This window comes from Candidatus Poriferisodalis multihospitum (genome assembly GCF_028283155.1).
Lineage (GTDB): Bacteria > Actinomycetota > Acidimicrobiia > Acidimicrobiales > Poriferisodalaceae > Poriferisodalis > Poriferisodalis multihospitum.
This window is the reverse complement of record NZ_JAPYOK010000075.1, coordinates 1-18,919: the sequence shown is the minus strand read 5'-3', so window position 1 is coordinate 18,919 and position 18,919 is coordinate 1. Positions and strand designations below refer to the sequence as shown.

22 protein-coding genes, 1 tRNA gene and 2 pseudogenes are annotated in these 18,919 nt (G+C 68.9%); 5 read left to right on the top strand and 20 right to left on the bottom strand.

The window, feature by feature from the left end:
• Positions 1–12: 12 nt before the first annotated feature.
• The 5 genes from pstB to VI480_RS07060 all read right to left on the bottom strand — a co-directional run bounded on the left by pstB (position 13) and on the right by VI480_RS07060 (position 4,378).
• On the bottom strand, positions 13–933 hold the full coding sequence (gene pstB / locus VI480_RS07080) for a phosphate ABC transporter ATP-binding protein PstB (protein WP_323672120.1): 921 nt from the start codon (positions 931–933) through the stop codon (positions 13–15).
• Between the two features lie 64 nt (positions 934–997).
• Positions 998–1,930: a phosphate ABC transporter permease PstA gene (gene pstA / locus VI480_RS07075; protein ID WP_323672119.1), complete on the bottom strand. Its 933-nt coding sequence runs from the start codon at positions 1,928–1,930 to the stop codon at positions 998–1,000.
• An 8-nt stretch (positions 1,931–1,938) separates the two neighbouring features.
• Entirely contained in the window at positions 1,939–2,865 is a 927-nt protein-coding gene (pstC, locus tag VI480_RS07070; RefSeq protein ID WP_323672118.1) for a phosphate ABC transporter permease subunit PstC, read from the bottom strand.
• Positions 2,866–2,913: 48 nt separating this feature from the next.
• Positions 2,914–3,942: a substrate-binding domain-containing protein gene (locus VI480_RS07065; protein ID WP_323672117.1), complete on the bottom strand. Its 1,029-nt coding sequence runs from the start codon at positions 3,940–3,942 to the stop codon at positions 2,914–2,916.
• Between the two features lie 157 nt (positions 3,943–4,099).
• Positions 4,100–4,378, bottom strand: coding sequence for a hypothetical protein (locus tag VI480_RS07060; protein ID WP_323672116.1), 279 nt, complete (start codon positions 4,376–4,378; stop codon positions 4,100–4,102).
• 106 nt (positions 4,379–4,484) lie between these two features.
• Here VI480_RS07060 and VI480_RS07055 point away from each other — a divergent pair, with 106 nt between their 5' ends.
• Positions 4,485–4,790, top strand: coding sequence for a WhiB family transcriptional regulator (locus VI480_RS07055; protein ID WP_323672115.1), 306 nt, complete (start codon positions 4,485–4,487; stop codon positions 4,788–4,790).
• Positions 4,791–4,805: 15 nt separating this feature from the next.
• Here VI480_RS07055 and VI480_RS07050 read toward each other — a convergent pair whose 3' ends face one another.
• From VI480_RS07050 to VI480_RS07015, 8 genes are all read right to left on the bottom strand, one after another.
• Positions 4,806–5,000, bottom strand: a complete 195-nt coding sequence (locus tag VI480_RS07050; protein WP_323672137.1) for a twin-arginine translocase TatA/TatE family subunit — start codon at positions 4,998–5,000, stop codon at positions 4,806–4,808.
• A gap of 183 nt (positions 5,001–5,183) precedes the next feature.
• On the bottom strand, positions 5,184–5,462 hold the full coding sequence (locus tag VI480_RS07045) for a WhiB family transcriptional regulator (RefSeq protein ID WP_323672114.1): 279 nt from the start codon (positions 5,460–5,462) through the stop codon (positions 5,184–5,186).
• A gap of 144 nt (positions 5,463–5,606) precedes the next feature.
• A complete protein-coding gene (locus VI480_RS07040) occupies positions 5,607–5,978 on the bottom strand; it encodes a TadE/TadG family type IV pilus assembly protein (RefSeq protein ID WP_323672136.1) in 372 nt (123 codons plus the stop codon).
• 50 nt (positions 5,979–6,028) lie between these two features.
• The gene (locus tag VI480_RS07035; protein ID WP_323672113.1) at positions 6,029–6,280 is read right to left on the bottom strand and encodes a hypothetical protein; all 252 of its coding nucleotides are present in this window, start codon (positions 6,278–6,280) and stop codon (positions 6,029–6,031) included.
• 43 nt (positions 6,281–6,323) lie between these two features.
• Positions 6,324–7,016 carry a type II secretion system F family protein gene (locus tag VI480_RS07030; protein ID WP_323672112.1) on the bottom strand — a complete coding sequence of 231 codons (693 nt, stop codon included), beginning with the start codon at positions 7,014–7,016 and terminating at the stop codon, positions 6,324–6,326.
• Positions 7,013–7,651, bottom strand: coding sequence for a type II secretion system F family protein (locus tag VI480_RS07025; RefSeq protein WP_323672111.1), 639 nt, complete (start codon positions 7,649–7,651; stop codon positions 7,013–7,015). Before VI480_RS07025 ends, VI480_RS07030 begins: the two co-directional genes overlap by 4 nt.
• A 37-nt stretch (positions 7,652–7,688) precedes the next feature.
• The gene (locus tag VI480_RS07020) at positions 7,689–8,798 is read right to left on the bottom strand and encodes a CpaF family protein (protein ID WP_323672110.1); all 1,110 of its coding nucleotides are present in this window, start codon (positions 8,796–8,798) and stop codon (positions 7,689–7,691) included.
• Positions 8,795–9,412: a hypothetical protein gene (locus VI480_RS07015; RefSeq protein ID WP_323672109.1), complete on the bottom strand. Its 618-nt coding sequence runs from the start codon at positions 9,410–9,412 to the stop codon at positions 8,795–8,797. Before VI480_RS07015 ends, VI480_RS07020 begins: the two co-directional genes overlap by 4 nt.
• Positions 9,413–9,596: 184 nt before the next feature.
• Here VI480_RS07015 and VI480_RS07010 point away from each other — a divergent pair.
• A tRNA-Sec gene (locus VI480_RS07010) sits at positions 9,597–9,692 on the top strand.
• Between the two features lie 190 nt (positions 9,693–9,882).
• On the opposite strand, the gene VI480_RS07005 is transcribed toward VI480_RS07010, so the two are convergent.
• Both VI480_RS07005 and VI480_RS07000 read right to left on the bottom strand, forming a co-directional pair.
• A complete protein-coding gene (locus VI480_RS07005) occupies positions 9,883–10,761 on the bottom strand; it encodes a metallophosphoesterase family protein (protein WP_323672108.1) in 879 nt (292 codons plus the stop codon).
• Positions 10,762–10,773: 12 nt separating this feature from the next.
• Positions 10,774–11,709 carry a sigma-70 family RNA polymerase sigma factor gene (locus tag VI480_RS07000; RefSeq protein WP_323672107.1) on the bottom strand — a complete coding sequence of 312 codons (936 nt, stop codon included), beginning with the start codon at positions 11,707–11,709 and terminating at the stop codon, positions 10,774–10,776.
• 132 nt (positions 11,710–11,841) lie between these two features.
• Here VI480_RS07000 and VI480_RS06995 point away from each other — a divergent pair.
• Positions 11,842–13,419: pseudogene (locus tag VI480_RS06995) on the top strand (NAD+ synthase); the annotation flags it as partial.
• Between the two features lie 25 nt (positions 13,420–13,444).
• Here the strand turns inward: VI480_RS06995 and glnII are convergent.
• Positions 13,445–14,458 (bottom strand): glutamine synthetase GlnII, encoded by a 1,014-nt coding sequence (gene glnII / locus VI480_RS06990; RefSeq protein ID WP_323672106.1) that lies wholly within the window; start codon positions 14,456–14,458, stop codon positions 13,445–13,447.
• A 324-nt stretch (positions 14,459–14,782) separates the two neighbouring features.
• Between glnII and glnA the strand changes: the two genes are divergently transcribed.
• Together glnA and VI480_RS06980 are read left to right on the top strand one after the other, a co-directional pair.
• Positions 14,783–16,165, top strand: a complete 1,383-nt coding sequence (glnA, locus tag VI480_RS06985; protein WP_323672105.1) for a type I glutamate--ammonia ligase — start codon at positions 14,783–14,785, stop codon at positions 16,163–16,165.
• 5 nt (positions 16,166–16,170) lie between these two features.
• Positions 16,171–16,881: a response regulator transcription factor gene (locus tag VI480_RS06980; RefSeq protein WP_323672104.1), complete on the top strand. Its 711-nt coding sequence runs from the start codon at positions 16,171–16,173 to the stop codon at positions 16,879–16,881.
• A gap of 3 nt (positions 16,882–16,884) precedes the next feature.
• Here the strand turns inward: VI480_RS06980 and VI480_RS06975 are convergent, their stop codons facing one another.
• The 4 genes and pseudogenes from VI480_RS06975 to VI480_RS06960 form a co-directional block, all read right to left on the bottom strand.
• Positions 16,885–17,040 carry a hypothetical protein gene (locus VI480_RS06975; protein ID WP_323672103.1) on the bottom strand — a complete coding sequence of 52 codons (156 nt, stop codon included), beginning with the start codon at positions 17,038–17,040 and terminating at the stop codon, positions 16,885–16,887.
• Positions 17,041–17,061: 21 nt separating this feature from the next.
• On the bottom strand, positions 17,062–17,409 hold the full coding sequence (locus VI480_RS06970) for a Rid family detoxifying hydrolase (protein WP_323672102.1): 348 nt from the start codon (positions 17,407–17,409) through the stop codon (positions 17,062–17,064).
• 19 nt (positions 17,410–17,428) lie between these two features.
• Positions 17,429–17,884: a pyridoxamine 5'-phosphate oxidase family protein gene (locus VI480_RS06965; RefSeq protein ID WP_323672101.1), complete on the bottom strand. Its 456-nt coding sequence runs from the start codon at positions 17,882–17,884 to the stop codon at positions 17,429–17,431.
• A 171-nt stretch (positions 17,885–18,055) separates the two neighbouring features.
• Positions 18,056–18,919: pseudogene (locus VI480_RS06960) on the bottom strand (hypothetical protein); the annotation flags it as partial.

The following is an 18,919-nucleotide window of genomic DNA, read 5'->3' as shown; positions in this document are numbered from 1 at the left end:
GTGTGGCGTAAATCAACCGACCCGCCCGGTGATGTAGGCCTCCGTGCGGGGATCGTCGGGGTTGGTGAAGATCAGCGAGGTCGGGGCGTACTCGACCAGCTCGCCGGTGCGGTGACCCATCTCGTTGGCCTGCACCGAGAAGAAGGCCGTCATGTCGCTGATGCGAGCGGCCTGCTGCATGTTGTGCGTCACGATGATGATCGTGTACTCGGTCTTCAGCTCGGCGATGAGCTCCTCGATGCGGCCCGTGGCGATCGGGTCGAGCGCGGAACAGGGCTCATCCATCAGCACCACGTCGGGCTGCACCGCAATGGCCCGGGCAATGCACAGCCGCTGCTGCTGGCCGCCCGACAGGCCGTAGGCCGACATCTTGAGGCGGTCCTTGACTTCGTCCCACAGCGCCGCCCGGGTGAGCGAGCCCTCCACCACGTCGTCCAGCGCAGATCGCTTCACGCCCGCCAGCCGAGGCCCGTACGCGATGTTGTCGTAGATCGACTTGGGGAACGGGTTCGGCTTCTGGAACACCATGCCCACCCGCCGCCGCACCTCCACCGGGTCGACCTCGTCTTGGTACAGGTCGACGCCGTAGTAGTTGACGGTGCCCTCCACCCGGGCACCCTCGATGAGGTCGTTCATGCGGTTGAAGCAGCGCAGGAACGTCGACTTGCCGCAGCCCGAGGGGCCGATCAGCGCCGTCACCCCATGCTCGGCCACATCCAGCGACACGTCGCGCAGCGCCCTGAAGTCGCCGTAGTACACGTCGACTCCGGCACACTCGAACACCGTGCCGGCCTCGGGGCGCTGGCCTGAGACAACGCCGCTCACGTCGATGCGCGCATGAACCCCCGTCGTCGCCGTCGCCGGCACGTCGGATGCAGTCGCATCTGGCGCATCGGAAACATCTGACGCTCTCGCGTCAGGCTCTTGGGTCATCAGGGCCTTCTCGGGGTTCACATTTCACCTGTATTGGCTGTTCAGTCGGGTCATGGAGGCGGGGTCACCACTGCTTCTCGAAGCGGTTGCGCAGGTAGATGGCCAATCCGTTCACCGCCAGCACCAGCACCAGGATGACGACGCTGGCTGCGGCGGCGTTCACCCCCCAGTCGGCGCCGGGCAGGCGGGCGAAGTTGAAGATCTGCACCGGCAGCGCCGTATAGGGACCGGTGAAGGTCTCGAGCAGGTTGGCGTCGCCGAAGCTGAGGAAGCCCGTGGCGGCGCCCACCAGGATCAGGGGCGCCGCTTCGCCGAGGGCGCGCGCCAGCGCCAGCACGGTGCCCGTGAGGATCGTGGACAGCGCAGCAGGCAGGACCTGACGTGAGAGCACCTCCCACTTGGTGGCTCCCACACCGTACGCGGCCTCGCGCAGCGACGAGGGCACGGCCTTGAGCGCTTCGACCGAGGTGATGACGATGATCGGCAGCACCATCGCCGCCAGCGTCATGCCGCCGGCAATCACCGTCTTGCCCTGGGTGAAGCCGTGGATGGTCTGCACGAACACCGCCAGGCCCAGCAGGCCATAGACGATCGACGGCACGCCGGCCAGGTTGCGGATGTTCAGCTCGACGATGCGGGCGAAGCGGGAGTCCTGGGCGTACTCGACGAGGTAGATGGCAGTGGCGACACCGATCGGCACGGCGAACACGCCGGTCACCAGCGCCACCTGCAGGCTGCCGATGATGCCCTGCCAGACACCGGCCTCGGCGGCCGAGCGCTGGGAGAAACCGTGGGTCAGGAAGTGCCAGAGGTTGCCCGACAGCACGTCCCAGCCGTCCACGATCATGACCGCGAGCAACACGGCCAAAAAGCCCGTGGCGAACACGGTGGCGCCGATCAGCAGCCACCTGAAGACGGCGCCGGCCACATCGGCCCCGGGGCGGCGGCGCAGGGCGTGACTGGTGGCGATGCCCGCAGGGGTGGTGAGCACAGACATGGCGTGCCTCAGTACCTGTTCTGCAGCCGGCGGACGATCACATCGCCGACCATGTTGAGCACCAGGGTCATCGCGAACAGCAGGGCCCCTAGGAAGAAGAGGCTCTGGAATGCCAGGTTGTTGCCGGCGACCTGGTCGGTGCCGAGGCCCAGCGCGGCCATGGCCGAGGTGAGCGTGCCGCCTGACTCGAACAGCGACAGGTTGTACAGCGACGTGTCGCCGCCGCCCGACGCGATCGTGACCACCATGGTCTCGCCGATGGCCCGGCTGAAGCCCACGATGGTGGCGGCCATGAGGCCCGACATGGCTGCCGGCAGCACCACCCGGATCGACGTGGTGACCCGGCGGGCGCCAAGACCCGCCGACGCCTCCCGCAGCGCCTGGGGCACTGCCCGCAGGGCGTCCTCGGAGATGGAGGCGATGAGCGGGATCACCAGCAAGCCCACCGCGATGCCCGCTGCCAGCTTGTTGAAGAAGTTGATCTCGCTGAAGAAGTTGGTGAGGATCGACGGGGTGATGAAGCTGATAGCGAACACGCCGAGCACCACGCTGGGAACGCTGGCCAGCAGCTCGAGCGTGGGCTTCATCACCCTGCGCACCCGGGGGTGGGCGTACTCGGAGAGGTAGAACGCAGCGCCGAAGCCCGAGGGCACGGCCACAGCCATGGCGATCACCGAGATCTGCGCCGAATTCACGAGCAGGGTGGTGAGGTCGAACAGGCCCCGGCGGGGGAACCAGCCGATGTCGGTGAGCCTGGTGAACTCGACCTGGCTGATGAAGGTCCACGCCCCCGAGGCGACCGTCCAGATGATGAGTGCGCTGACAAGCACCGTGACAGCCGCTGCCCCCATGAACAGCCAGCGGACCGTCTGAGATCGGATCCGACGACCGAGCGAGGTCTGAAGGTCGGCGGCGGTCAGATGATCCGGTGTCATGCGTGTCGTGTCATGCGTGTCGTGCTGTCATAAGGCTCGGGCGGCTGTTCAGAACGTCGTACCCGTCGTGAGGTTGTTCCAGTTGCTCCGAGACTGTTCCAGATCGGCGGGGCTGAGGCCGACATACCCGGCATCCACCACGTAGGGCTGGCCCTCGTCGCTCAGCATGAAGTCGACGAATGCCTTGACGGCAGGGTCGGAGGCCTGCCCGGCGTCGACGTAGGTGTAGAGGAAGCGGGCGATCGGGAACTCGGCCGAGGCGATGGTCTCGGGCGTGGGCGCCACGCAGCCGTCGCCGCCGTCGACGTCCACCAGCCTCACCTTGTCGCGGTTCTCATCGGCGAAGGCGAAGCCCACCCAGCCGAGGCTGTGCTCGTTGCCGGAGACGCCGTCGATGATGACGTTGTCGTTGGCCGAAGCGTTGTAGTCGGGCCGGACGGCGAAGTTCTCGTCGGCGTGGCCCGCCTCAACACGGTGCTCCCAGACTTCCTCCAGGGCGATCTCGATGAAGCTGTCGAAGGTGCCCGACTCCTCGCCGGGAGCGAAGATCTCGAGCGCGCCGTCGCCGAACGGACCGCTGCCGCCCAGCTCGGCGTTGAGGCCGTTGGCTTCGGCCCAGGTGCTGAACCCGGTCGACTCGACGCCGACCAGGCTGTACAGGTCTTCGAAGTTCAGGCAGCCGATTGCGTCGTTGCCGGTCGCAGTGATCACCGAGATGCCGTCGATGGCGACGCGCAGCTCGATGAACTCGATGCCGGCGCCGTCGAGGCACTCGGCCTCTTCGTCCTTGATCTGCCGTGAGCTGTTCCAGATCTGCACCTCGCCGGCGCATGCCGCCTTGTGGCCGTCGCCCGATCCGGGGCCGGCAACCGAGAACGCCACACCGCCGTGGGTCTCGGCGAAGGCCTCGGCCAGCAGGCTCGTGATGGGCTCAACCGTGGACGAGCCGGTAACGCTGATCGAGCCGCTCAGCGATGTGCCGTCAGCGCCGGTGGCTGCGGGCGCCGAGCCGCCGCCGTCGTCATCGCTCCCGCCGCAGGCAGCGGCGAGCAGGGCGAACGCAGCAAGCAGTGCCACGAGCAACTTGGTGCTTGAACAGATTTTTTGCATGCACGAGCACGCTACGAACGGCCGGTGACAGCACCGCGGTTTCAGGGTGAACGGCGGGAACGGATGCCGTGAACAATCCGTGAACGCCTGACTCGACTATTCGTCTTCTTCTACTCGTCTTCTTCTACTCGTCTTCTTCCTCGGGCATGCCGAGGTCCCAGTGGAGCTCGTAGTTCTCGCGCTCGGCGTCACGCACGACCCGCTCGCGGTTGCGGCGGAATTGCGGGTCGTGGGGCGGCAGGAGCTGCAGGCGCGCGTTGGTCCGGCGGCGGAATTCATCGACGGCTGCCTCGTCGCCGTAGATGCCCTCGAGCTCCCAGTGCGGTGCGACGGGGCCCAGGTAGATGATGCGGATGCCGACCTCGGGGGGGAGCTGTTCGGCTTCGGTGGCGATGTCGGTCACGGTGGTCCTTGTTTGCGGTGGCGCAAGGGTACCGACGGGCTACATGAGAGTTTGATGAGAGTCGGCGAATCAGGGAACCGGTTGGCTGGTTGGGGCGTTGGTTCTCATGATGTTGCAGATCAATCCGGTGTACGAGCCGCAGATGTTTCAAGGCTCCGAGAGCCTGGCGGCGGAGTGGGTCGCGTTCCGCAGGTGTGCGGACATGGACCCGAACGTGTTCTTTCCCAATGACGGCGCCGGCGTGATCGTGGCTCAGAAGGTGTGCGCCCAGTGCCCGGTGAAGGACGCCTGCCGTGAGTACGCGCTGGCCAACAACATCACCCACGGCGTGTGGGGCGGCACCTCAGAGCGCCAGCGTCGGCGGATCCTGCGGGATCGCCGCCGGGCCAGCAAAGCCGCCCGCGCTGCCTGAATCAGGAGTCGTGAATCAGGAGTCTTTCGACGAGCCGTCGCCAGACGCCTTGTCGCCGGCCGCCTTGTCCTCGTCGTTCACGCCCTCACGGAACTCGCGCTGAGCCTGGCCCAGCGAGCGCGCCAGCTTGGGCAGCTTGGCTCCTCCGAACAGCACGAGCACGATGATGAGCAGGATGAGCAGTTCGGGCGGTCCGAGCGCGATGGCCATCACGCTCGCGAGCGTACCAGTGCGCGATCAGACCGGTAGCCGAGGCAGGTCAGCCGGCGGCGGCACTTGCTCTGCCGTCCGCCGACGGCCAACCGATGACGCGGCGGCCTGCGGCGTCAGCCTGCGACCGCACTTGCTCTGCCGTCGGCCAGCGGCCAGCCGATGACGCGGCGGCCTGCGGCGTCAGCCTGCGGCGGCGCGCCTCGTGAGGGCTCGCTGGCGGCGCACCCGGCGGCGTTCCCGCTCGCTCATGCCGCCCCAGATGCCGAACTTCTCGCTGTTCTGGAGTGCGTATTCGAGGCATTCATCGCTGACGACGCAGCCGCGGCAGACCGCCTTGGCCTCGCGGGTGCTCGCCCCGCGCTCGGGAAAGAACAGGTCGGGATCGACCCCGAGGCAATTGGCCTCGTCCCACCAGTTCCCTGCTGGTAGCTCGACTGCTACGTCAGTTGCGAATGCCATCGGCCCTCCCCGAATCCAACTCGGCGGCCGTGTCCGCTGCGCTCATCGGCGACCGAGATTGCTCACCTGTAATTACAGGTGTGTGACTTGCCATTGAACCCCATGGGTGTGACATGCGCAAGCGGCAATTTCGGCTGCCGCCGGTCAGCGATGCGGACGCTCGTCGGGCATCGCCGCGGACTCGGTCAGATGGACGTCGCCCACCAGTGCGCCGGCCAGCGGAACCTCGGTTGCAGAGCGGTAGCGCACGGTGACGCGCACCAGTTCTGCGGTGACATGTCGCTCCACTTCCAGCCGGTCCGGATCGAGCGCTGCAGCATGCTCTACGGCCGTGCGGACGGCGTCCATCGACGGCTCCACCGCAGCGATGCGTGCGCCCACCCGGGCTGCATGCGACACCAGCACCGCGTCGCGTGCGACCAGCGCTGTCTGGACGATGCACATGAGCAGCAGCACCAGGAAGGGCAGCAGCAGCGCCAGCTCGACGGTGGCCTGCCCATGTTCCTGCGCCGCGATCGGGCCCGGAGGCTGAGCCGGCGGGAGCGTCCGCCTCGCGGGGCTCGCTCTCAGGAGATGGCCTTGGTCAGGTAGTTGAAGACGGCATCGAGCAGGCGGCCGATCTTGCCGGTGCTGGTTGCCCAGGCGGTGACTGCCGCGACGAGCAGTGCGATGGCGCCGGTGAGCAACGCGTACTCGGCCGTGGTCTGCCCGGCCTCGTCAGGCGCGTTGACCGCACCGGCCTGAACGGTGTCAAGCCGGTGCGTGCGGCGCGCCTGGGCATGAAGGCCCGTGGCATGGGTGGTCGAGCGTTCGGACATGCAAACTCCTTGTGGTTCTGATGATCGGGGCGGGCGGGTCATGTCAGCCGCCGAAAGCCGCCACGAGGACCGGCACGATGGCGACCAGCCCGAGCGCCGGGAGCACGCACAGCACGAGCGGGAACAGCAGCAGCACCGGCAAGCGGCGCACCTTGCCCTCGAGCCGGCGGCGGCGGTCCTCGCGCAGCTCCCGACCGAGGCGATCCATCTCGGGCGCCAGCGGGATGCCGGTGCGCATGGAACCCGTGACCGCGGCAGCGAAGGCGCGGGCGTGTGGGCCGCAGGCCTGCCCGAACTCCTCCAAGGTTTCGTCGAGACGTTCGAAGGCGGCCTGCCCAGCCAGCCGGCGCCTGAGGGCGCTCGCCCCGTCGAGATGACCGAGTGCGAGCTGCAGTGAGGCGATGATCGACAGGCCTGACGTCAGGGCCACGTTCATCACGTCGACGACTGCGCCGAGCTCGGCGGCCACGCGATCCGGATGCGGCACATCGCCGCGGCGCATCCACCTCGTCAGCGGGCCGGCGGCATGCTGTGCGCCGCGGGCCATGGCACCGACAGGCCAGTCGGGCGACGCGAGCTGCAGCACTCGGCGGCGGCCTGGATCGGGGCGAGTGACGAAGCCGCCCCAGCACACCGCCCCTGCTGCCAAGGCGCCGATGACGATCGGGTTCGACAGCACAACGCTGTTGACGACCAGTGCGGCGAGCGGCAGGACGGCAATGAGTGCAGTGGTCATCGCAGCGCCCTCGCGACCGTGGCGCGCATCCACGACACACCCGCCAGCTCGAGCAGGAGCGCGCCGCTGGCGCAGAACCAGCCCAGCGGCGTGGAGGTGAGCACCCGGGCGGCAGCGCCGCCCTCGGCGAGCAGTGCCAGCGCGACCGCCCACGGCAGCGCCGCCACCACCCACACCGATGCACGGGCCTGCGCCGCGTGCACCCGAGCCTCGGCGGCCATGTCGGCGCGGGCCCGGACGGTCGCAGCTACATGATCGAAGAGCTGCGGCTGCGCGCCCACCCGATCCGACGCCAGCGTGACCGCCGTGGACAGCAGCGCTGCCTCCGAGGTCTGCTCGCGCGCCACCCAACGCCGCACAGCACGGCTCAGCGTGACCCCGCGCTCGTGCTCGGCAGCGATCTGCTCCACCGGCGCCCGCATCGGCCCGTCGGCGGCGGCCCGCAGCGCCTGCAGCATCGTGTCGCCGGCCCCCAGCCCACGCGATACCGCAGCGCAGAAGTCGCCGATGCCCGCCGAGCGAGCCGCCACCGCCATACCGGCACGCCGCCGGTCTCGACGCCAGCGCAGCCAATCGCGTGCCGCCGGCGACGTGACGCCACCCACACAGGCCAGCAGCACCACGAGCCTCAGCATCGGGCGGCAACGCTTGCAACACGTCGGGCCGGTTCCATCAGACGGCCGCTGCCACGGGGATTGCGGCTCGTTCGAGGGAGCCGTCGTGGCGTACCTCGTAGATGGCGGCGACAGCCCTGCGGCCGGCCGTGCCGCGGCTCATGTGAACCAGGCCGTCGAGCACCGACGCAATGTGCGCGGCCACATCGCCGACCGCGCCGCCGGCGCGGGCGAGCTGTTCGAACCGCCACAGCGCATGCGCGGGATCATCGGCATGCAGCGTCGACAGCGAGCCGCGGTGCCCCGTGGTGAGCGCCTGCAGCAGCGCCGCCGCCTCGGGGCCGCGCACCTCGCCGATCACCAGGCGATCGGGCCGCATCCGCAGCGCTGCTGCCACCAGCTCGGCCATCGTCACCGCGCCGACGCCGTCGACGTTGGGCGGCTGGCCCTCGAGGCGCACGGTGCCGGCACCGAGCCGTGGCAGCTCCGCGGCTTCCTCCACCACCACGAGTCGCTCCCGCTCGGCCACCGTGGCCAGCAGGCTCGCCAGCAGTGACGTCTTGCCGGTGCTGGTGGGGCCGAAGACGATCAGGTTGGCCCGCTCGGCGATCAGACGATCGAGGCAGGCGACGAAGCCGGGACCGGCCAGCTCGTCGAGGCGCCGGACGCCGGCGGGAAAGCGGCGCAGCGTGATGTACGGGCCGTCCACCGCCACCGGCGGCACGGCGATGTGGCAGCGGGTGCGGTCGTCGAGCCGCACGTCCACCATCGGCAGGCGACGGTCGACGCGCCGACCCGTCGGCCCCAGCAGGTACTCGACCAGGCGATGCACCTCTGCGGTGCTGATGCGACCTGCTGCGGTCAACATGCCGCGCCGCTCGATGACGATCGGGCCGGGGCCGTTGATCATCACCTCGGTCACCTGGTCGTCGGCCCAGATCTCCGCCAGCGGCCCGATGCCCGCGAGGCGAGCCAGCACTTCGGACACCAGATCGGCCGCGTGGTGACGATCGAGCAGCGGCGCCGCTCCCTCGACGGCAGCGGCCACATCGCGGGCCGCCGGCGCGGGCGCCGGAAGGAACCGTTCGTGGATCTCCTCCACGAATGCCGGGTCGGCCGGCACCCGGCTGGCTGGGTGGCGGGCCACAGCACGCGCGGTGCGATTCACAGGAACGCATCCAGCGATCGAGCCGACTTCGCGCAGCGGTCCAGCAGCAGGCCCGCGTCGGCCCAGCGCGAGACCGCGCGGTCCACGGCCACGACCGCATCGGCATGCCGTCCCAGCGCGGCCTCGATGTCGGCGAGGCCGAGCGCGCGCTGCGTGTCGGTCAGCACGATCACGTCGTCGACGTCGGTCACGAGCTCGCGGGCGCGGTGCAGCGCCTGATAGCAGCAAGTCATCGTGAGCAAGCGCCTCACCCGCGGGCCCGCCACCCGCTCCAGGGCTGCGCTGCCGCGCCCCGCATCGATGATGTTGACCCGTGGCTTGCCGGCGAGCAGCGACCACAGCGTGCCCAGCCGGGCATCGTCGATATCGCCGCTGCCACGCGGCAGCAGGCTGACGCCCGGCGCGACATCGACTGCGAGCGCAGAGGCTGCACCCAGCGACAGTTCCTCCGCCGCCGTCCACTCGGCGATTCCGGGCAGATCGGGCGCCGTGCCCAGCACCACGCCGAAATCGCCGGTCAGATCGACAAGAACCACATCACGGCCGGCGCGCTTGGCACTGCTGGCAGCGAGCAGGGCGGTCACGGTGTTGCCGACGCCGCCCTTGGCGCCCACATAGGCATAGATCATTGGTGCTCCTGAATACATGACAATAAATGAAATTCAATGTGAGCACTGATCTTGGCCGATGCAGAGGGGCGCGATCAACTGGTTTTCCGGCGGGCCCGCTGTGCCCGACGGCTGGCGCGCTGTGTTCCACCGCTGGCGCGAGCTGCGAGCGTGGGCCAAGATGACGAGCGGAGGTGTCTGAGCGCCTGGTGGGCTCCCCCGCCTTCAAAGCGGGCGGGACGGGCGATCCCCGTCCGGCGGGTTCGATTCCCGTCCACCTCCGCCATTTCGTGCGTGCGTTGTTCGGGAGATGTGCGCCTAGCATTCGCTGTGCCGGTGACCCCAGTCATCCCGCACAGTCATTACGCACAGAGGACGCTGCACCATGAAAAAGCTGTTGCTCGCCGTGATCGTCGGCGCTCTGATCGTCATCGTGGTTCGACGCCTGACCGACGCCTGAGCCCCGACGGGCCGATCTAGCGCTGCGGCACCGCCGCGGCCGCGGGTTCTGCCGGTCGCACCTGCAGCGTCACGGGGTCGAGCACTACCGAGCTGCCCGGCTCGCCGTTCGCTGCCAAGCCCACCACTTCGGCGGGCTGCTCGCGTCCGATGTCGAGCAGCGACGAGTGCGCCAGATGCCAGTGTCCGTGCACCACCAGCCGTGGACCGGTGCGACAGGCGGCCGCGCGGACCTGGGCGCTGTTGGCCTCGCCGATCTGGGTGTCGCCCCGGCGGGCGAACCTGGATCCCTCGCCGACGAGCGCTCGGTCGGGCACGTCGTGGCACACCAACACGTCCAGCGGTGCATCGCCGAGCGCTTCGAGATCGCGCCGGCTGATCGTTTCGCGGGGGAACCAGCGCCAGCCCCGCTGGCGGTAGTGCCAGCCGGGCGACCAGGCGCCGCCCAGCGCGCCGAAGCGCGAGCCGCCCCACGTCCAGCGTGAGCCGCGGGCTGCCCACCACAGCATCGGGGCGATCGGGATCGGCGCCGCCGGGCCCCACAGGCCGTCGGGGTCCGGATCGAAGTCACGACCGGCGTGGAGACGACGGTGCGTCGCCGCCGTGGCGGCCAACTCACCCAGGTGGTCGTGATTGCCGTCGACGAATACCCACGGCACACCGCCTGCGGCGATCGCCTCGCACATCTCGACGCTGGACGGGTCGCCGGGCCGCCACCCCAGGTCGCCCACCTGCAGCACGACCTCGCAGCCGAGCGCGCCCGCGGCCGCCGACGCTCGGGCCGCCGTGTCCGCATTGCTGTGGATATCGCCGCAGAGCAGCACCGAGCCCGGACGGCCGTCTGATCGCGGCGCGCTCAGCCCTTCGATCTCGTGTTCGGACCCGGCGTCCGTCAACAGGTCGTGCGCTCAGACAGACAGCAGGTCGCGAGCGCCGGTGTCGGTGCTGGGATGGCGCAGCTTGGACATCGCCCGGGCTTCGATCTGGCGGATGCGCTCTCGGGTGAGCTGGAAATGCTCGCCCACCTCCTCGAGCGTGCGGGGCTCTCCACGGTCGAGGCCGTAGCGGAGCTTGAGGATCTCGCGCTCGCGCTCGTCGAGCGGCGACAGCAACCGGGTGATCTCGCTGGGCAGCAGCGTGGTGGCCGCCACCTCGAACGGCGACTCGGCAGCCCGGTCTTCCACCACATCGCCCAGCTCGGCGTCGCTGTCTTCGCGCAGCGGCTCCGACAGCGACAGCGGCTCAGCGGCGAACCGCAACGCCTCGGTCACCTTCTGCTCGGGCATGTCGACTTCGATCGCCAGCTCGCCCAGCGTGGCCGGGCGGCCGTACTTCAGCTCGAGCCGGGAGCGGGCCTTCTGCAGGCGCGCCAGCGTGTCGCCCGCATGCACAGGCAGCCGGATCGTGCGGCCGGTGTTGGCGATGCCGCGGGTGATCGCCTGGCGGATCCACCACGTGGCGTACGTGGAGAACTTGAAGCCCTTGCGCCAGTCGAACTTCTCGACCGCGTGCATCAGGCCCAAGTTGCCCTCCTGGATGAGATCCAGCAGCGGCAGCCCCGAGGCCTGGTACTTCTTCGCGATCGACACCACCAACCGCAGGTTCGACTGCACGAACGTGCGCTCGGCACGGGCGCCCTCGCGCTGGGTGCGCATGAGCCGGCGGCGCTGCGCACCCGATATCTCGCGCGGAGACTCGAGCTGTTCCTTGGCAGCGATGCCCTTTTCGATCTGCTGCGCGAGGCGGACTTCGTCGTCCTTGTTCAGCAGCGGGTACTGGCCGATGTCGGTCAGGTACAGGCGGACGAGATCTTCCTCGTCACGTTCGACCCTCTCTTTGGCCACCGCGCCACCTCGCTGGTCGTCCCCCGCTTGCTGATGCGACCGGTATCTGCAGTTGCTTCCCCCGGTTCCGGGGAGCGTACCTATCACTTGCCCCGATGCCTCCGCGCGCCGGTGCCTGCGTAGGGTGAGCCAGTGTCAGTGCGCGTGGGACTGGCCCAGCTCAATCTGCGTCTCGGCGATCTGGATGGGAACGCCGCGATGGTCATTGCCGCGTACGACGAGGCCGTGGGTGCGGGCGCGCGGGTGGTGGTGTTCAGTGAGCTGACGGTTACTGGGTATCCGCCTGAGGACTTGTTGCTGAAGCCAGCGTTTGTGGACGGGGCTGCTGCGGCGCTGGAACGGATTGCGCAGCACACGGGTGATGTGCCTGCTGTGGTGGGCTTTCCTGAGGACACTGGGCGGGATGGGCCGGTTCGGCTGTGGAATTCGGCCGCTCTTTGCTGGGGCGGGGCGGTGCGTGGCGTGTTTCGCAAGCACCTGCTGCCGAACTACGCCGTGTTCGATGAGCAGCGCTATTTCGTGCCGGGTACTGACGCTGGGCCGTTGCTGACGGTGGGCGATGTGCGCGTTGGCGTGTCGGTGTGCGAGGACTTGTGGGGGCCGCCTCGCACTGCGGATGCTTCCCCTGAGGACGGCGGGCTGCCGTCGATCGTTGGGGGCGAGGCCGATACGAGTCCGGCGCTGGCGCAGGTTGCGATGGGGGCCCAGCTGCTGGTGAATCTGAACGGGTCGCCGTACCGGCGGGGCAAGCAGGCTGACCGGGAGGCTGTGGCACGGACGCGGGCCGCGGCCCTGGGGGTTCCGGTCGTCTATGTGAACCAGGTGGGCGGGCAGGACGAGCTGGTCTTCGACGGCAGCTCGTTCGTGGCCGATGCCTCCGGACAGGTGATCTGCCGGCTCGAGGCCTTCGCCCCCCAAGTTGCCGTCTGCGAAGTCCCCCTGGCGGGCGAAGCCGCTGCTGCCGGCGGCGTGCTCGCAGCACCGCCCGATCCGTTGGAGGAGGTGTGGCAGGCGCTGGTGGTGGCGACGCGTGACTATGTGCGCAAGAACGGCTTCTCCGATGTGGCGGTTGGGCTCTCCGGCGGCATCGACTCGAGTGCGGTGGCCGCGATCGCCGCCGACGCGCTCGGGCCGGAACATGTGCATGGCGTGTCGATGCCGTCGCGCTACTCCAGCGAGGGGTCGCGCACCGACGCCGCCGAGCTCGCCGCGAACCTCGGCATCGACTTCCGCACGGTGCCTATCGAGCCGGCGCACGTGGCCCTGGCCGGCATGCTCGAAGCGTCCGCCGGCACTGGCCCGGCTGACGCCGACCCAGCCCACGACCGGGCGGCAGCCGACCTCACCGACCAGAACTTGCAGAGTCGCATCCGCGGCGTGCTGCTCATGGCGCTGTCGAACCGGTTCGGCTGGCTGGTGCTCACCACCGGCAACAAGACCGAGACCTCCGTGGGCTACACGACGCTGTACGGCGACACCGCCGGGGCATACGCCGTCATCCGAGACGTGCCCAAGCTGCTGGTGTACGAGCTGTGCCGCTGGCGCAACCGCCAGGGCGACGGCGAACGCATCCCGGAAGCCTGCATCGACAAGCCGCCCTCAGCGGAGCTGCGGCCCGATCAGCGCGACGACCAGAGCCTGCCGCCGTATGAGCTGCTGGACCCGCTGGTGGAGGCCTACGTGGAAGGCGACCTGAGCGCCGCCGAGATGCTCGAACAGCCTGAGTTGCTGGATCTCAGGCCAGCGCCTCACCAATCGTCTGGCTCAGCAGGGCCGTCACCACGTAGGGATCGGCGTTGGCGTTCGGCCGGCGATCCTCGATGTAGCCCTTGCCGTCCTGGTGAACCTGCCAGGGGATGCGCACCGAGGCGCCGCGGTCGGACACGCCGAAGCTGAACGTGTCGTAACGCTCGGTCTCGTGCTCGCCGGTGAGGCGCAACTCGATGCCGTGGCCGTAGCCGGCAATGTGCTCTTCGGGCTTGCCCGGCGCACCCAGCGACTCGGCGGCCTTCACGACAGCGTCGTAGTTCTCACGCATGGCCCTGGTGGACACGTTGGTGTGCATGCCCGCACCGTTCCAGTCGCCCTGCATGGGCTTGGCGGCCAGGCTCACCTCGATCTCGTGATCCTCGCCGGCGCGGTACAGCAGGTAGCGGGCCAGCCAGATCTCGTCGCCCACGGTGAGCGCGTCAACGGGGCCGATCTGGAACTCCCACTGGCCAGGCATCACCTCGGCGTTGGTGCCCGAGATGTTCAGGCCCGCCTCGATGCACCAGGTGGTGTGCTGCTCCACGACGTCACGGCCGTGGATGCGCAGCGCGCCCACGCCGCAGTAGTAGGGCCCCTGGGGGCCGGGGAAGCCGTTGGGCGGGAAGCCCGAGGGCCACTTCGTGACCGGGTCGAGCATGGTGTACTCCTGCTCGAGGCCGAACCAGAAGTCCTGATCGCCGTACTTGTCGAGGATCGCCCGGGTCTTGGCCCGCATGTTGGTGGGGTGCGGCTCCATCGTCTCGGGCAGGAAGGTCTCGCACATCACCATGATGTCGTTGCCGCCCCGCAGCGGATCGGGGCAGGTGTAGACCGGCTTCAGCACGACGTCGGAGTCGCTGCCTTCGGCCTGGTTGGTGCTCGAACCGTCGAAGCCCCAGATGCCCGGCTCGTCGCCGTCGGCCAAGACTCTCGTCTTGGAACGAACCTCGGCCGTGGGCTCGGTGCCGTCAGTCCAGATGTACTCGGCCCGGTAGGTCACTGCATGCTCCTTCGCTGCTTCGCATGTACGTCAACTGCGGATCGGGTCAGCCGCATTGCCCAGCCGGGCGGCCTGCGGGCCCGCGCTCGGCTGGCCCGGTTGGCGGCTGACACCGACATCCGTGCGCACGATACAAACCACCCAGGGTTTCCGGGCTATTGCCCAATTGTGAACAGCGCGTGAAGCTCGCTCCTGGCCCTAGATCGGGCGCCGGTACAGCGCCGACAATGGAGCCTCAGCCAAATGGCCCATTCAATGCGGCAGGGACACGCCCTGCTGCGAGCCCAGCCAGCCTTCGGGCCCGACCGGAAGGGGAAGGCCACTGTGACGATCCCGAGCCCGACCATCCCGAATCCAGCCAACCCGGCGCGGGAGCGACCCCAGGACTACGTGCTGCGCCGCGTCACCGAACGGCGTGTGCGCCTGATCCGCCTGTGGTTCACCGACGTGGCGGGGCAGCTCAAGTCGTTCGCGATCTCGCCGGCGGAGCTGGAGGCCGCCTTCGAGCAAGGCATGGTGTTCGACGGGTCGTCCATCGAGGGCTTCAGCCGCGTCGCCGAGGCCGACATGGTGGCCCTGCCCGACCCCGAGACGTTCGAGCTCATGCCGGCTCGCAACGGCAACGGCGAGGACATCTCGGCCCGCATGTTCTGCGACATCACCGGCGCCGACGGCACCCCCTTCGACGGCGATCCCCGCGGCGTGCTGCGCCGGGTCATGGACCGGGCGCGCGCGGCCGGCTACACGTTCTACGTCGCGCCCGAGATGGAGTACTTCCTGTTCGAGCCCGACCGCGTGGACGGGCGGCCGGTGCCGCTCGACGCCGGCAGCTACTTCGACCTGACCACCGCCGACATCGCGTCCGACATCCGGCATCGCACGCTGAGCGCGCTCGAGACCATGGGCATCCCGGTGGAGTACTCGTTCCACGAGGACGCGCCGTCGCAGCATGAGATCGACCTGCGCTACGCCGACGCGCTCACCATGGCCGACAGCGTGATGACCTTCCGGCTGCTGGTGCGCGAGATCGCCTTCGAGCACGGCGTGCACGCCACCTTCATGCCCAAGCCGCTCGCCGGGGTGCAGGGCTCGGGGATGCACACCCACATGTCGCTGTTCGCCGACGGGCGCAACGCGTTCAGCGACCCCAGCTCGGCCGACGGGCTGTCGGATGTGGCACGGGGCTTCGTGGCCGGGCTGCTCAGCCACGCCCGGGAGATCACCGCCGTCACCAACCAGCTCGTCAACAGCTACAAGCGGCTGATCGCCGGGTACGAGGCGCCGGTGGCGATCTCGTGGGCCCGCAGCAACCGTGCGGCGCTCATCCGGGTGCCACCGACACGAAACGAGGGCGAGGAGGCCACACGGGTGGAGTACCGGGCGCCCGACCCCGCCTGCAACCCGTACCTGGCGTTCGCCGTGATCCTGGCGGCGGGGCTGAAGGGAATCGAGGAGAGCTACGAGCTGCCGCCCGAGACTCCCCCGTCCATCACCGGCTACAGCGACCACGGCGGGCCGGCCTACGGGCATCATCTGCCAGCCTCGCTGGATGAGGCGCTCGACGAGATGGAGGGCAGCGCGCTCGTGGCGGAAACGCTCGGGCAGCACCTGTTCCGATGGTTCCTGCGCAACAAACGGCGAGAATGGTCGTCATACCAGACGCAAGTGACCCAATTCGAACTGGACAACTACTTCGCTGCCGTGTGAGATTCATGTACGCCGTTCACCCCGCCGCTGTCAGCACCGAACTGGCGCAGTTCCTGGACCTCGGCGGCTATGCCTGGAAGCCGGTGGCCACCACGGCCGACATCACGGCGGGCGCGCCGCCCGAGGGCTGGGCGGGAGCGATCATCCGGCTGGGCGGCCACGACGCGCACAGCGAGAGCCAGAACAGCGAGGGCGCGGGCGGCACCGATGTGGCCTGGGCGGTGGCGCGGGCGCTGCGTGAGCACGCTGCGGCAACGCTGCCGGTGCTGGTGCTGGTGCGCGGCAATGCGCTCGACGAGCTGACCATGCGCGACGAGCTGTTCGACGATTTCTGCCTCGACCCGTTCCACCCGCGCGAACTCGAAGCCCGTCTCGCGCACCTGGCCGCTGCGTCGAACGGCGGGTCGACCGAGATCATCGAGTACGGACCGCTGCGCATCAACCTCGACACCTACGAGGCGGTGGTGGACGAGCGCCCGCTCGACCTCACCTACATGGAGTACGAGCTGCTGCGCTTCCTGGCGTCGCAGCCGGGGCGGGTGTTCACCCGCGAGGCGCTGCTGAACCAGGTGTGGGGGTACGAGTACTACGGGGGCGCGCGGACTGTCGACGTTCATGTGCGGCGGCTGCGGGCGAAGCTGGGTGAGGAGAACGCCGACTTGATCCAGACCGTCCGGTCGGTCGGGTACCGGCTGGGGACCTACCGCTGGCGCTAGCGGCTACACGTTGGTCTGGATGAGGGAGCTGCCTTCGTGGCGCTGCTCGGCGTCGTCGGTGAGGAGCTTGCCCAGGGCTGCTGCTACTGCTGCCAGGGAGATCGTGATGATGAACGGGCTCAGCAGGAGCACTACCACTATGACTATGGCGCCGGCCATGGATCGCAGCGTACTTCGCTGCTATTCGGGGAGGTAGGCGATGGCCTCGATCTCCACCTCGGCGCCCAGGGGGAGAGCTGCCACGCCGATGGCGCTGCGGGCCGGGCGGTGGTCGCCGAAGGCTTCGGCGTAGATCGAGTTGATGAGCGAGAAGTTGCCGATGTCGGTCATGAACACGAGGCACTTGACTACGTCGTTGAGGGTGCCACCGGCTTCTTCGAGGGCCTCGACGACGTTGGCGAGCACGACTCGGGCCTGAGATTCGACGCCTTCAACGAGCGCGCCGTCGGCCAGGCCGATCTGGCCCGAGACGAACACGAAGTCGCCGGCTCGGTACCACTTCGAATAGTGAGCGACGGGTGCGGCCATGGGCGTTGCCCCTGTTCTGTCAGGAAATGGTGCCGGTGTTGGACGTGATGTGATCGAGGGTGACGAAAATGGCCAGGCGGCGCTCCTTGGCCATCACGCGGTCATACTCGTCCCAGTCCTCGTGGGTGCCGCCGGCCGAGCGGAATACCTCGCGCAGCAGCTCGGGAATGTCGGTGACGCCCTCGGCCGGGTCGTCGAGGCCGATGAGCTGTGCTGTGCCGTGGACGGCCACCCAGTCCCACCGGTGGCGGAAGGCCACTGCGGCGCGGGGGTCGCTGCGCAGCAGGCGGGCCTTGCGGGCGTTGGCGCGCACTACGCAGGCCACGCTGGTCTCGCCGGTTACGGGATTGTCCATCACGCCGGCGTTGATGATGGATACGTGCGGGCTTCCGCTGCTGTCCAGGCAGACGAAGCTGCACAGTCCGTTTTCTGCGGCTACTAGGCGGCGGAGTTTGTCTTCTGCTGGTTCAGCCATCGGTGGCTGACGCTAGCGCAGAGCGCGGTAGTGGCCCCGGGGTGCGCTGGGGCAGGCTCACCCGTGCTTCAAACAAGCGCAGCGCCGCCCGTTGCCAGGTGGACGGGCTTTGGCGCTGCGAACTGCGCGCGGGCGATCCTGCCCCAGCGCCCCCCTCTTGCGCTGTGCCCTTTACCTTCCGGTGGGCAGGTGGGCGGGGCCGCCTTGACTGAGCCAGGTGGCTGCGGCGACAGCGGCGAAGACCGCTTCGCCGGCCGGGACTGGCGGCTGCTGCGAGGGTTGGATGGTGACATTGATGTTTGGGGTGTCGGCTGAGCGGGCTATTCCGAAGCTGCGGATGGTGAGGTCGTGAATGTCGCCTTCGGCATCGACGGCGAGCGTCTCCGAGGTGACCCAGCTCCAGGCCATGTGGCTGGCGCCGATGACGTAGCTGCGCAGGGTGACGGCGTCTAGTGGGTCGCCCGCGTCGATGTGTACTTCGATGCCGTCTGGGCTGACGGTGGCGCGTGCTGTGGCGCCTTCGGATGAGGTGAGCTCGACAGTGGCGGTGCCACCGAGAGTGCCGAGCGGTGTGCCGGTGCGGAGCTGGTCGAGGGCTGCGGCGAGCATCTGGGCTTCGGCCCAGATGGCGGCGCGCAGGGCGATTGATGTGAGCGGACCCGGTACGTCGACTTCGACGATGTCGGCGTTGGGCAGCACCGATCGCAGCACCTCCGCTGCACCGGGGGTGCGGGCGATGCGAATGATGCCGGTGCCGTCGGTGCGTAGGCCTGCGGCTAGTGGTGGGCGTTTTGGGCCGCGCCGGACGGTGTCTTCTCGTGACCAGAGGACGCGGATTGGGTGGCCGAGGTCGTTGGCGAGCTGTCTTGCCTCTTCGCGGACGGGTGACTCGGTCTTGCCGCCGAATGCTCCGCCGTTCGCGAGCGGGTCCGAGGGTTCGCCGCCTGGGGCGCACCAGGCGGCGTCGGTCTCCAGGTAGGCGGGTTCGGTCCAGCAAGTGACGAGCTGAATGTCCCATTGGGTGCCGGGTGGAGG

What these genes read in the sequence shown, in the direction of transcription:
- VI480_RS07030 (WP_323672112.1), bottom strand. Translation starts at nt 7,016, where the DNA reads ATGACCACTGCACTCATTGCCGTCCTGCCGCTCGCCGCACTGGTCGTC.
- VI480_RS07045 (WP_323672114.1), bottom strand. Translation starts at nt 5,462, where the DNA reads ATGGCATTCGCAACTGACGTAGCAGTCGAGCTACCAGCAGGGAACTGG.
- pstA (WP_323672119.1), bottom strand. Translation starts at nt 1,930, where the DNA reads ATGTCTGTGCTCACCACCCCTGCGGGCATCGCCACCAGTCACGCCCTG.
- VI480_RS07025 (WP_323672111.1), bottom strand. Translation starts at nt 7,651, where the DNA reads ATGCTGAGGCTCGTGGTGCTGCTGGCCTGTGTGGGTGGCGTCACGTCG.
- VI480_RS06965 (WP_323672101.1), bottom strand. Translation starts at nt 17,884, where the DNA reads ATGGCTGAACCAGCAGAAGACAAACTCCGCCGCCTAGTAGCCGCAGAA.
- VI480_RS06970 (WP_323672102.1), bottom strand. Translation starts at nt 17,409, where the DNA reads ATGGCCGCACCCGTCGCTCACTATTCGAAGTGGTACCGAGCCGGCGAC.
- VI480_RS07035 (WP_323672113.1), bottom strand. Translation starts at nt 6,280, where the DNA reads ATGTCCGAACGCTCGACCACCCATGCCACGGGCCTTCATGCCCAGGCG.
- VI480_RS06980 (WP_323672104.1), top strand. Translation starts at nt 16,171, where the DNA reads ATGTACGCCGTTCACCCCGCCGCTGTCAGCACCGAACTGGCGCAGTTC.
- VI480_RS07055 (WP_323672115.1), top strand. Translation starts at nt 4,485, where the DNA reads ATGATGTTGCAGATCAATCCGGTGTACGAGCCGCAGATGTTTCAAGGC.
- pstC (WP_323672118.1), bottom strand. Translation starts at nt 2,865, where the DNA reads ATGACACCGGATCATCTGACCGCCGCCGACCTTCAGACCTCGCTCGGT.
- pstB (WP_323672120.1), bottom strand. Translation starts at nt 933, where the DNA reads ATGACCCAAGAGCCTGACGCGAGAGCGTCAGATGTTTCCGATGCGCCA.
- VI480_RS07050 (WP_323672137.1), bottom strand. Translation starts at nt 5,000, where the DNA reads ATGGCCATCGCGCTCGGACCGCCCGAACTGCTCATCCTGCTCATCATC.
- VI480_RS06975 (WP_323672103.1), bottom strand. Translation starts at nt 17,040, where the DNA reads ATGGCCGGCGCCATAGTCATAGTGGTAGTGCTCCTGCTGAGCCCGTTC.